Annotated in this window: 8 protein-coding genes and 1 riboswitch; of the genes, 5 read left to right on the forward strand and 3 right to left on the reverse strand. The window is 38.6% G+C overall.

Annotated features, from left to right (window positions below):
* Nucleotides 1–12 precede the first annotated feature (12 nt).
* From F777_RS0106525 to F777_RS0106545, 5 genes are read left to right on the forward strand one after another with little or no spacing between them, the layout of a single operon-like run.
* A complete protein-coding gene (locus F777_RS0106525) occupies nucleotides 13–1,425 on the forward strand; it encodes a glycoside hydrolase family 30 protein (RefSeq protein WP_037369184.1) in 1,413 nt (470 codons plus the stop codon).
* A 12-nt stretch (nucleotides 1,426–1,437) separates the two neighbouring features.
* The gene (locus F777_RS0106530; protein WP_026751335.1) at nucleotides 1,438–3,120 is read left to right on the forward strand and encodes a glucoamylase family protein; all 1,683 of its coding nucleotides are present in this window, start codon (nucleotides 1,438–1,440) and stop codon (nucleotides 3,118–3,120) included.
* A gap of 16 nt (nucleotides 3,121–3,136) precedes the next feature.
* Nucleotides 3,137–4,900, forward strand: a complete 1,764-nt coding sequence (locus F777_RS0106535) for a discoidin domain-containing protein (protein WP_152530876.1) — start codon at nucleotides 3,137–3,139, stop codon at nucleotides 4,898–4,900.
* Nucleotides 4,900–7,179: a beta-glucosidase BglX gene (bglX, locus tag F777_RS0106540; protein ID WP_026751337.1), complete on the forward strand. Its 2,280-nt coding sequence runs from the start codon at nucleotides 4,900–4,902 to the stop codon at nucleotides 7,177–7,179. Before F777_RS0106535 ends, bglX begins: the two co-directional genes overlap by 1 nt.
* Before the next feature lie 41 nt (nucleotides 7,180–7,220).
* Nucleotides 7,221–8,681: a M28 family peptidase gene (locus F777_RS0106545; protein WP_026751338.1), complete on the forward strand. Its 1,461-nt coding sequence runs from the start codon at nucleotides 7,221–7,223 to the stop codon at nucleotides 8,679–8,681.
* Here F777_RS0106545 and F777_RS17205 read toward each other — a convergent pair.
* From F777_RS17205 to F777_RS0106560, 3 genes are all read right to left on the reverse strand, one after another.
* Nucleotides 8,678–9,310, reverse strand: a complete 633-nt coding sequence (locus tag F777_RS17205) for a phosphatase PAP2 family protein (protein WP_051408481.1) — start codon at nucleotides 9,308–9,310, stop codon at nucleotides 8,678–8,680. The genes F777_RS0106545 and F777_RS17205 overlap by 4 nt on opposite strands.
* Nucleotides 9,311–9,398: 88 nt before the next feature.
* Entirely contained in the window at nucleotides 9,399–10,655 is a 1,257-nt protein-coding gene (locus F777_RS0106555) for a homoserine dehydrogenase (protein ID WP_026751339.1), read from the reverse strand.
* A gap of 1 nt (nucleotide 10,656) precedes the next feature.
* Nucleotides 10,657–11,811, reverse strand: a complete 1,155-nt coding sequence (locus tag F777_RS0106560) for a trans-sulfuration enzyme family protein (RefSeq protein WP_026751340.1) — start codon at nucleotides 11,809–11,811, stop codon at nucleotides 10,657–10,659.
* A 145-nt stretch (nucleotides 11,812–11,956) separates the two neighbouring features.
* A riboswitch (SAM riboswitch) is annotated at nucleotides 11,957–12,083 on the reverse strand.
* Nucleotides 12,084–12,157: the final 74 nt, after the last annotated feature.

A 12,157-nucleotide genomic window follows, 5' to 3' on the forward strand; every position in this document is an offset into this window, starting at 1 on the left:
AATTTTATCCTTATGAAGCAAATGTCTTTTTTGGGAATAGCCATATTCTCTTTTTTCTGTGCAAAGAAACAGGAAGTGAATATTGACGCACCGGCCACGGAAACTGTTTTTTATTGGGTTACAAATGCTGATCAATCTGTACTTTTAAAGAAGCAGACTATTGCTTTGTTCACAGGGAATGTAAATAATGCGCATCCTGTTATTGATATTGATAGCTCTCAACGCTTTCAGGAGATAGACGGATTTGGGTATACTTTAACTGGAGGAAGTGCTTACCTTATTAACCAAATGGATGCAGGGACCAGATTGAGTTTACTGAAAGAATTGTTTGGGAACTCAGAAGATGCTATTGGTATTTCTTATCTCAGAATCAGTATTGGAGCTTCTGATCTTAGTCAGACTGTTTTTAGTTACAATGACCTTCCAGCTGGTCAAACGGACACCATGTTGAATCAATTTTCTCTTTCCATGGATACAATAGATCTTATACCAATAATAAAACAAATACAAGCGATTAATCCTACAATTAAGTTCATGGGCTCACCCTGGAGTCCACCCGTATGGATGAAAAGTAATCAAAGCAGTATTGGTGGTTTTTTACTACCTAAATATTATAGTGTTTATGCCAACTATTTTGTTAAATATCTGCAGACAATGAAACAAAGAGGTATTGAGGTTGATGCCATCACTATTCAGAATGAACCTCAGCACGGAGGTAATAACCCCAGCCTTTTAATGTCTGCTTCTGAACAGGCAGATTTTATCAAGAATCATTTAGGGCCAGCTTTCAAGAAGAATAAGATAACTACAAAAGTTATTATCTGGGACCATAATTGTGACAATCCAAACTATCCTATTTCAATATTGAATGACCCTGAAGCCAAGCAGTATATAGATGGATCTGCCTTTCATTTGTATAGTGGAGATATCAGTGCTTTATCAGTAGTTAAAGCGGCTCATCCAGATAAGGCAATTTATTTTACAGAACAGTGGACTGGTAAAAACGGTCAATTTGGAGGAGATTTAATGTGGCATATTAAAAACGTTATCATTGGTTCTGTACGTAATCATAGTAAAGTTGCGTTGGAATGGAATTTAGCAAATACCCCTGATTTATCTATGCATACCCCTGGCGGTTGTACTGAGTGTAAGGGCGCACTGAACATTTTTGGTTCTACCGTAACCAGAAATGTGAGTTATTATATTATTGCCCATGCCTCTAAATTTGTTCCAGCTGGTTCTGTTAGAATTGCATCTAGTTTTGCCGGTGACTTCTATTCAGCCGCTTTCATTACTCCTACCGGAAAGAAAGTAGTTATTGTACTAAACAGTGGATCTAAAACAGCTAGCTTCAATATTCGGCATGCTCAGAAATGGCTGAGCGCAGAATTAAACGCAGGGGCAGTTGCTACTTTTGTAATTTAACTATCTGGAATAATGAGATTTTTCTTATTTAATTTTATTGGTCTTTTTTGTAGTGTTGCATTTTTTACATCTTGTAAAAAAGCTGCAAGTAACCAATCAAATGAGGTGGTAAATAATACGCCATTTCTTTTAGCAGGCAGTAGTATAAATGGCGAGAGTTTTTCAAAAGACCTTATCAGTTATGATGTGAATACAACACCGAATATTGTATTACGGTTTAATAAGAAAATAAACAGAACAATTGCTGCCAATGCCATAGTATTACTGAAGAATGGTAATGAATCGGTAAAGCTTAACTACAGTTTTCTTCAAAATGATAGTGCAGTTTCCATTGTTGCTCAGGCATCGCTGGCTTATTTAACTAAGTATATTCTTTCTATAGATAATAGTTTGCAATCTGAAAGTAAACAGACGCTTTCTATACCAGTTTCAATGGGTTTTATCACCACTATGGATTCTACTGATAAATTTCCTGTTCTTACAGAAGCAGCTTTACTAGACACTGCTCAAAAAGCAACATTTAATTATTTCTGGAATTTTGGTCATCCAATATCAGGAATGGCAAGGGAAAGAAATACTTCAGGTGATATTGTTACATCGGGGGGGACGGGTTTTGGTATTATGGCATTGGTAGTGGCTGTTGAGCGAAATTTCATTTCACGTTCAGAGGGTCTCGCAAGAATGAAGACCATTGTATCTTTTCTTCAAAATAAAGCAAAACGTTTTCATGGTGCTTTTCCTCATTGGTTAAACGGGATTACCGGAGATGTTGTTCCGTTTAGTATAAAAGATAATGGAGCAGACCTTGTTGAAACTTCTTTTCTAATTGCAGGACTCTTAAGCGCAAGAATGTATTTTTCAGGTTTAAATACAGAAGAATCCACTCTTCGAAACAATATTAATTTAATCTGGGATGCAGTAGACTGGAATTGGTTCCGCCAGAACAATCAGCAAACTTTATATTGGCACTGGAGTCCAGATTATCAATGGGATTTGAATCTGAAAATATCAGGTTGGAATGAATGTCTCATAACCTATGTGCTTGCTGCCTCTTCCAATACCAATGCAATTCCACGTGAGACCTATCTGAATGGTTTTGCCAGAAATGGTTCAATGAAGAACAATGCAGTTTATTATAATTACAAATTGCCACTTGGTCCGGAGCTGGGAGGTCCTTTATTTTTATCTCAATACAGTTTTCTTGGGATTGATCCCCGTGGACTTTCTGACCCCTTTGCTGATTATCAGGAACAAGTGGTGAACCATAGTTTAATCAATTATAATTATTGTATTAACAATCCCAAAATGTATTGGGGTTATAGCCAGAACTGTTGGGGATTAAGCGCTTCGGATATACCCAATGGTTATTCCGCCAGTTCACCTACGAATGATCTGGGTGTAATAGCACCTACAGCCGCTTTGTCAGCATTCCCGTTTACACCTAAGGAAAGTATGCAGGCCTTGAAATTTTTTTATTATAAGCTAGGCGATAAGTTGTGGACAGAATACGGTTTTGTCGATGCTTTTAAATTACAGGATTTGTGGTTTTCTACTTCTACCTTAGCTATTGATCAGGGTCCTTCTATTATTATGATTGAGAATTATCGATCAGGATTAATTTGGAAACTATTTACGGCTTGCCCGGAAATTAAAAACGGTTTGAAAAAATTAGGCTTTACTGCCCCCTATTTATAATAAATGAAATTGAATAATGGTGAGAAATCTTATTGCGATCTTATTTTTTTTCCTTGCCTGTTTTTCAGGTAAAAATGTATTGGCTCAGCAAAAGACCTATTGCAATCCTATAAATATCGATTACGGCTTTACGCCTATCCCCAATTTTTCTGAGTGGGGAAGACATCGCGCAACAGCAGATCCTGTAATCGTTAATTATAAGAATGATTACTATCTGTTTAGTACCAACCAGTGGGGCTATTGGTGGAGTAATGATATGTTGAACTGGAATTTCGTTTCCAGAAAATTTCTACGACCCTGGAATGAAGGGTACGATGAATTATGCGCACCAGCAGTTGGTATAGTGGGCGACACAATGCTTGTATTTGGCTCAACCTATACCAGTAAATTTACTTTGTGGATGAGTACAAATCCTAAGGCGAATGATTGGAAACCATTGGTAGATTCTTTTGAAATTGGTGGATGGGATCCTGCATTTTTTACCGATGATGATGGACGATTCTATATGTACAACGGCAGTAGTAATGTATATCCATTATATGGGATAGAGTTAAATAGGAAAACATTTCAACCAATTGGAACCAGAAAAGAAATTCATTCTTTAAAAGCCTGGAGATATGGATGGCAAAGATTTGGGGAACATATGGATAACACATTCCTGGATCCTTTTATGGAAGGTGCATGGATAACTAAATACAAGAACAAGTATTATTTACAATATGGGGCACCCGGTACAGAGTTCAGCGGATATGCAGATGGAGTAGCAGTGGCAGACAGCCCACTTGGATATTTTACAGAACAGTCGGATCCATTGAGTATGAAGCTAGGTGGTTTTGCAAGAGGTGCAGGACATGGTGCAACATTCTCAGATATTTACAACCGATATTGGCATGTGAGTACCATCATGTTGTCAGTTAAAAATAATTTTGAACGAAGAATTGGAATATGGCCTGCTGGTTTTGATGCTCAGGATATGATGTGGACCAGCACTGCATTTGGCGATTATCCGCATTATTTACCTGCCTTTAGGAAAACAGAAATACAACCTCGCGAATTAAATCCTGCTTTTACCGGATGGATGTTGCTGAATTATCAAAAACCAGTAATGGCTTCCTCTTCATTGGGTGGACATACACCCAATCTGGCAGTAGATGAACAAATGAAAACTTATTGGAGTGCATCAACCGGTAATAGTGGTGAGTGGTTCCAGTCCGATTTGGGTTCCATATCTACCGTTCATGCTATTCAAATTAATTATGCTGATCAGGATGCTGATATATTAGGTAAGAGAACCAATTTATTTCATCAGTATAAACTTTATTCTTCAATGGATGGTAAAAAGTGGACACTGCTGAAAGATAAAAGCAATAATCAAACAGATGTTCCTCATGATTACATTGAACTTGAAAAACCAATTTCTACCAGATTCATAAAGATTGAAAATGTACATATGGCTAGTGGTAAGTTTGCCTTAAGCGGGTTAAGGGTTTTTGGAAATGGAAATGGTCAGCTTCCAGATTCCGTAAAACAGTTTATGGTTCTGCGAACCGAGAAGGATAAACGAAGTGCCTGGATAAAATGGTCTCCCGTTGATAATGCATATGCTTACAATATTTATTATGGTACCCATCCCGATCAATTGTATAATTGTATTATGGTTCATGATACCAATGAGTATTGGTTTAAAGGGATGGATCTTAAAAAAACCTATTATTATACCATTGAATCAATCAACGAAAATGGAGTTTCTGTTAAATCTAAAATTTTAAAAGTAGACTAATGAAAAGTTTTATTAAGCGCCTGGTTTTAGCTTTTGCATTTTTATGTGTTAATACTTTATATGCGCAGCATTCAAAGATGGATCTATTTATTAATCAGTTAATGGCAAAAATGACACTAGAAGAAAAGCTGGGACAACTCAACTTGCCAAGTTCAGGTGATATCGTTACCGGGTCAGCTGAAAGCTCTGATATTGCTAAAAAAATTGTAGCTGGGAAAGTAGGTGGGCTGTTTAATATTAAATCTGTTGCCAAGATTAAAGAAGTGCAAAAACTGGCTGTAGAAAAAAGCAGACTCAAAATTCCCTTAATGTTTGGAATGGATGTTATTCATGGCTATGAAACCTTATTTCCCATTCCTTTGGGAATGAGTGCCACCTGGGATATGCATCTAATAGAAAGATCAGCCAGAATTGCAGCTAATGAAGCCACTGCGGATGGTATCAATTGGACTTTTTCTCCGATGGTGGATGTATCTAGAGATCCCAGATGGGGCAGAATTTCTGAAGGTAATGGGGAAGATGCTTTTTTGGGAGCGCAAATTGCAAAAGCAATGGTTAAAGGATACCAGGGAGATGATTTGTCTAAAAATAATACATTGCTTTCCTGTGTAAAACACTATGCATTGTATGGTGCTTCAGAAGCGGGTCGGGATTACGGAACAACCGATATGAGCAGGGTTAGAATGTTCAACGAGTATATGCTACCCTATAAAGCTGCTGTTGAAGCAGGTGTAGGATCTGTAATGGCTTCCTTTAATGAAATTGACGGATTGCCTGCACATGGCAACAAATGGTTATTGACCGATGTGTTGAAGAAACAATGGGGTTTTAAAGGATTGTTGGTTTCGGATTATACAGGGGTTAACGAAATGATTGCACATGGAGTAGGAGATCTTAAAACAGTTTCAGCCTTGTCTATGAATGCCGGATTAGACATGGATATGGTTGGGGAAGGATTTTTAACCACTTTGGGGGAGTCTGTAAAAGATAAAAAAGTTTCGATTGCCAGAATCAATGAAGCTTGTAGAAAAGTATTGGAAGCCAAATATAAACTGGGTTTATTTGATGATCCGTTTAGGTACATAAATGAAAACCGTGCAAAGACAGAAATATTTTCTGAAACCAATAGAAAAGAAGCCAGATCTATTGCAGCTCAGAGTTTTGTTTTATTGAAAAATGCCAATAAAACGCTTCCTTTAAAAAAGTCAGGATCAATTGCATTGATTGGACCTTTGGCCGACAATAAAGAAAATATGGGAGGTACCTGGAGTGTTGCCGCAAATCTGAGTAAAGCCACATCATTGTTGCAGGCATTTAGAGAGACCATTGGCGATAAGGTTGCCATTCATTATGCTAAGGGATCTAATTTACATGAAGATGCTAAATTTGAGGAGCGCGCAGGTATGTTCGGAAAATCATTAAAGCGTGACAATAGAACGGATGAGCAACTGTTAAATGAAGCGCTGGAAGCTGCGGCTAAATCAGACGTTATTGTTGTAGCTGGCGGAGAAAGTGCTGAAATGACTGGTGAAGCCAGCAGTCGTGCTCAAATTGATATACCATCTGTACAAAAAAATTTAATAAAAGCCCTTTTAAAAACTGGTAAGCCAGTTGTTTTGGTTTTATTCACGGGAAGACCTTTAACCCTAAACTGGGAAAATGAAAATATTCCGGCAATTTTAAATGTCTGGTTCCCTGGTTCTGAAGGACCTTATGCTATTGCTGATGTATTATTCGGAGATGTTAATCCTTCGGGAAAACTAACGGCTACTTTTCCACAGCATGTAGGTCAGGTTCCATTATTTTACAATCACAAGAATACCGGCAGGCCTTTGAGAGGGCCCTGGTTTCAAAAATTTCAGAGCAATTATTTAGATGTTAGTAATGAGCCCTTATATCCATTTGGATACGGACTGAGCTATACTAATTTCAGTTATGGAAATGTGGAATTAAGTACCACAAAGGCAAAGGGAAATCAAACAGTTACTGCCAGTGTTATGTTAACCAATTCTGGCTTATATCAAGGTAAAGAAACGGTTCAGCTATATATACGAGATTTGGTTGGGTCCAGCACCAGGCCTGTACTTGAGTTAAAGGGTTTTCAGAAAGTAAGTTTAGCCCCGGGTGAATCTAAAAAAGTTAGTTTCACTATTACTCCTGAAGACTTAAAGTTTTATAATTATGATCTAAAGTTTGATTGGGAGTCTGGCGACTTTGACATTTTTATTGGAACAGATGCTCAAACATTAAAATCTGCAAGATTAAACTGGAATAAGTAACTTGAAAAGCAAAATAGTAACCTAACTACAATTTATTCTAAATGAAATTCTTCTCAAGTCTTTTTTTAGCAGGGTTAATTACAACTGCTGCAAGCGCGCAGGTAAAACCTGAATGGACAACAGTGTTTTCTAAAATTAATGCTGAAGTAGATCAGCATTCAAAAGCCTATAGTAGTTTAAAAACTGCAACCGAGACCATCGGTCATCGATTAACGGGATCGGAAAATGGAAAGAAGGCGGAAGAGTTTGCGTATAATTTATTGAAGTCTTATGGATTCAAAGATGTAAAATATCAACCCTTTGAAGTGGAAAGCTGGAGCAGGGGTAGCTTAACAGTTAAGATTGGTTCAGATAAAAATAACCTGCAGGCAGTGAAAGCTGTTTCTCTGGCGCATGCTCCTGTAAAAGCCAATGTACAACTGGAATTGGTTGATATGGGAAATGGTCTGGAAGAAGATTATACCAGTAATCCTGGAAAGGCAACAGGGAAAATTGCTGTGGTTTATCTGGGAATTTTACCTGGTTCCAAATCGGGCTTGAAGAATTTGCATCGTTCTGAGAAAACAGCTTTGTCTACCAAATACGGAGCAAAGGGTATCATCATCATCAATACTGCCAATGGGGGTATTCTACTTACTGGTACAGCTTCTGTTACGGGTAAGTTGATACCGGATCCTGCGGTATGTATTGGGAAAGAAGATGGCATGAAGTTAAAAGAGGAGATGAAGAAGACAACGCATTATGCTTCTATTGATATGACCAATCAGTCTGGATTAATTAAAGCCCGAAATGTAATTGCTACTATAAAAGGTAAAACTCAGCCCAATGAAAAAGTAATTATTGGTGGTCACCTGGACAGCTGGGATTTGGCTACCGGCGCCATTGACAACGGAATTGGATCTTTTGCCGTGATGGATATGGCTCGTACATTTCAGGCACTGAAACTGCAGCCAGAAAGGACTGTTGAATTTGTAATGTTCATGGGAGAGGAGCAAGGGTTGCTGGGTTCTAGGGCATATGTAGATCAGGCCATGAAGAATAAAAGCATCAACCAGATTAGGTATATGCTGAATTATGATATGACGAATGACCCCAAGGGTTTTTCTACTACTATCATAGAAAGTAAGGAATTGTTTGAAGGAATTGGGGCCATTGCCCAGAGTTTTGATACCAGTTATAAAAACTTGTTCAATAATGGTGCTGGTTTACACAGTGATCACCAGCCTTTCATGCTGCAGGGAATTCCAACGGGCGGAGGTGCAGGAGGTAGATTGCCAAATAATGCAGGCCCTTGTTACCATGCTGATTGCGATGATTTTAAATTGGTGGATGATAAGGGGCTTAGAAATACTGTTCGTTATGGTGCCATGTTGCTTTATGGTGTAGCGGATTCAAAAGAGTTAAAAGCTAAAAGATTTACCGATCTGGAAGTTCGTGATTTTATGATTAAAAATAACCTGAAAGAAGCTTTGCAAATTGCCGGTGAATGGCGTTGGGATTAAGCTGATTTTTTTCTGGAATATGCCCATTGCTGAATGAGTAGGGAAAGCCTCATGGAAATCACCGCGCAGAATATGCCTGCACCAACATCCAGTGGAAAATGCTGTGCCAGGTACACTCTTGAGTATCCCGCTAATGTGGCCATTACTATGCCTGGAATCCAGAAATAGCGATAGGGGATTGCCAGTGTTCCCAGCAGGAATAAACTGAATGCCGTAGTAGTATGTCCTGAGGGGAAGCTATTACTGGTGTGAACGGTTACACCTTTTACTGTATGGATAGGATTAGCTGCCGTTGCTTCAATAGCGGCAGTTGGCCTTGCTTCGTTGGGGTAAATGACTTTTTTACCTACCTGCACAAAAAGGGTTGAAAATAGAATGGCACTTAAAACCAGAGGAAGCCACTTCCGTTTATAGAAAATAAAATAAAGACCTACCGGAACCCAGAGTATGCCATCACCTGCATAGGTAAATGCTGCAAAAAAATAATCGGCGATGCTGCCCAAATTTCCATTCAATAAAAGGAACAGCTCATCTTTACCACCCAGATAACTAAATAGAAGCAATAGGGTCCCTAATACAATACTTAGGATACTGGCTGTTTTATATGCGTTGGTATTAAGCTTTGTCAATCTTTGGGTTTTATGCAAAGATAGGGGCTGAAGATAAAAGGAACCCCGCCCCACAGAACGGGGTTCCACCCAAACACAAGTAGCTATTTTAAATAACGCCTGCCAGTTCCAGGCTTTTCTTTTTCAGGTTTACTACATCAATATCATCAATGATGCCATCATGTGCCAGAATTAATGAAGTATTGTTTTGTTTCCACCATTGCTGGTTAATGAGTTTACTACAATGCAATACCCCAATCAGGTATTTTCTTTCGGCCTGAGCATGCCATTCTTCAATCCACTCAAATTCTTCTTTGGGAATATATTTAAGGTCGTCGAAGCTAACATACACTTTTAAATAATAATCGTTGGTTAACTCATGTGGTTTGTGATGGTAGAGTTTCTTGTATTCGTAACAGTAGTTATAGCGTAATGCAGCAATATCACTTAATACAGCAGAAGCGGTAGGAAAACTACCAGCCCCTTTTCCATAAAAGAATTGTTTATCTGCAAATCCAGATTCAATAACAACTCCATTGTACTCATTTTTTACAAAGGAAAGCGGGTCTTGTACTGGTACAAATTGCGGTAGTACAAATGCGGCCACTTTTCCATTTTTTAATTTTTTAGCTTGTCCAATCAGTTTGATATCAAGATTTTTTTCTCTTGCTACAAGTGCATCAGAGCCCTGAATATTTTGAATTCCTGTGAACAAAATTTCTGATGGGGCAGTCACTACGCCATATGCGTGGTTCAGCAGAATAGTCCATTTGTTCAATGCATCATATCCTTCCACATCCAGTTTGGGATTGCTTTCTGCAAAACCCAATTGCTGGGCCAGCAACAATGCTGCGGAAAAATCCAGTTTTTCCTCAAACATTTTAGTTAAGATAAAATTGGTAGATCCGTTTACGATGGCTTTGATTGAGTGTAATAAATCGTTGTCATAGTACTCTTCAAGATTTCTGATAACTGGAATAGAAGCGCAGGCGGCTGCTTCATACAAAAAGGGAAGTCCTGTTTCTTTTTGCAATGCCAGTAGTGCAGGCAAATTATCTGCAATCATTTTTTTGCTCGCACTCACTACTGATTTACCATTTTTTAATGCGGTGGATACAATATCGAATGCCGCAACCGAATCGTCAATCACTTCTACTATTACATTGATTTCAGGATCTTGTAATAATTCATTCTTATCCGAAGTAAATAATGTTGCCGGCGCATTTCTTTTTTTATCTGCATTCTTGATACAGACTTTTTTAATACTGGCTTTTAATGAGGGGGTCTGTTGTAATACTTTGTACAATCCTTCTCCTACTACACCAAATCCGAATAATCCGATTGTTAACTGCTTGTGTGTTTCCATTTTAATTTTCGATTTTGCTACTTATGAATGTTTTTTTTAAATCTTCAATCAGGTCTTCTGCTTCTTCCAGCCCAATAGATAGTCTGATTAAGCTATCATTAACACCTGCTGCTCTTCTTTTTTCTGCAGGAATAGATTTGTGCGTCATATTGGCTGGATGTGAAATCAGGCTTTTAATGCCTCCGAGACTTTCTGCCAGCTTGAACAATTGGGTATTACTTGTTACGGCAATAGCAGCTTCATTGGTATCATTTACCAATGAAAAGGATATAATACCTCCCCCTGTTTTTCCCTGCTGAATAGCTAGTGCATGATTGGGATGTGTGGTCAGCCCGGGGTAATTTACATGAGCCACTGCAGGGTGAGTAGCCAGGTATTGCGCCACTTTCAATGCAGTTCTGCTATGATGTTTCATGCGCAAATGCAGGGTTTCAATTCCTCTGATCACCAGCCAGCTATCAAAGGGTGCCAGTACGGCTCCGCAGGCATTCTGAAAAAACTTCAGTCTGGCTCCCACCGTTTCCTCTTTTGCTACCAAAATGCCAGCGATTAAATCACTATGACCACCTAGATATTTAGTTGCACTATGAATTACAAGATCAGCGCCCAATAACAGGGGTTGTTGCAAAACAGGAGTGGCGAAAGTATTGTCTACGCAAAGCAGGCAGCTATTGGCTTTGGCTATTTTTGCAATAGCAGCAATATCCGAAATTTTTAAAGTTGGATTGGTCGGTGTTTCCAGCCAAATTAGTTTTGTTCTAACTGTAATTGCAGCAGATACTTTTTCAAGATCGCTGGTATCAACAAAGTTTACTTTGATACCATATTGTTCATAGACAGCCGTAAATAATCGGTACGCACCTCCATAAATATCATCAACGGCCAGAATTTCATCTCCGCTTTTTAATAGTTTAACTACTGTATCAATGGCGGCCAGTCCACTTGCAAAAGCCAAACCGGTTGAGCCTCCTTCCAGTTCTGCAATGAGCGATTCCAATGCAGCTCTTGTTGGATTATTAGATCTTGAGTAATCATAGCCTTTGTTCACTCCCGGAGACTCCTGTACAAAAGTGCTGGTTTGGTAAATGGGTACAGAAATGGCCCCGGTAAGCGGATCTACCGGAATGGCATGAATGAGTTGGGTTGCATTGAGCATGTGACGATTTTTTTGAATTAAAAAATATCGTTCTCTTCAATCTCTAGGTGGCTTCCCATGGCTAATAGGCCAAAAAAAAACCCACCTGATAAAATCAGATGGGCATATATAAATTTCCTTGCGGTAATAATAAAAGCTTGACTCTGACTTATCTTTCCCGTTAAAGCATTGCTTTATCAGGATGGAATTGGCACCTTCATACTACTGAGTTAAAGTAATATGGGTTGCCAAGGCTTCACAGGGCCAAAACCCTCCGCCTTTCTGGATAAGATTATGAAAGAACTGGTGCAAATGTACATCAGCGATGTTAATTCACCAAATTAAAAGTCTATAAAATTGGTAGATT

The sequence above is a fragment of the Sediminibacterium sp. C3 genome (assembly GCF_000508085.1).
Lineage (GTDB): Bacteria > Bacteroidota > Bacteroidia > Chitinophagales > Chitinophagaceae > Sediminibacterium.

What these genes read in the sequence shown, in the direction of transcription:
- F777_RS0106530 (WP_026751335.1), top strand. Translation starts at nt 1,438, where the DNA reads ATGAGATTTTTCTTATTTAATTTTATTGGTCTTTTTTGTAGTGTTGCA.
- F777_RS0106560 (WP_026751340.1), bottom strand. Translation starts at nt 11,811, where the DNA reads ATGCTCAATGCAACCCAACTCATTCATGCCATTCCGGTAGATCCGCTT.
- F777_RS0106545 (WP_026751338.1), top strand. Translation starts at nt 7,221, where the DNA reads ATGAAATTCTTCTCAAGTCTTTTTTTAGCAGGGTTAATTACAACTGCT.
- bglX (WP_026751337.1), top strand. Translation starts at nt 4,900, where the DNA reads ATGAAAAGTTTTATTAAGCGCCTGGTTTTAGCTTTTGCATTTTTATGT.
- F777_RS0106555 (WP_026751339.1), bottom strand. Translation starts at nt 10,655, where the DNA reads ATGGAAACACACAAGCAGTTAACAATCGGATTATTCGGATTTGGTGTA.
- F777_RS0106535 (WP_152530876.1), top strand. Translation starts at nt 3,137, where the DNA reads ATGGTGAGAAATCTTATTGCGATCTTATTTTTTTTCCTTGCCTGTTTT.
- F777_RS0106525 (WP_037369184.1), top strand. Translation starts at nt 13, where the DNA reads ATGAAGCAAATGTCTTTTTTGGGAATAGCCATATTCTCTTTTTTCTGT.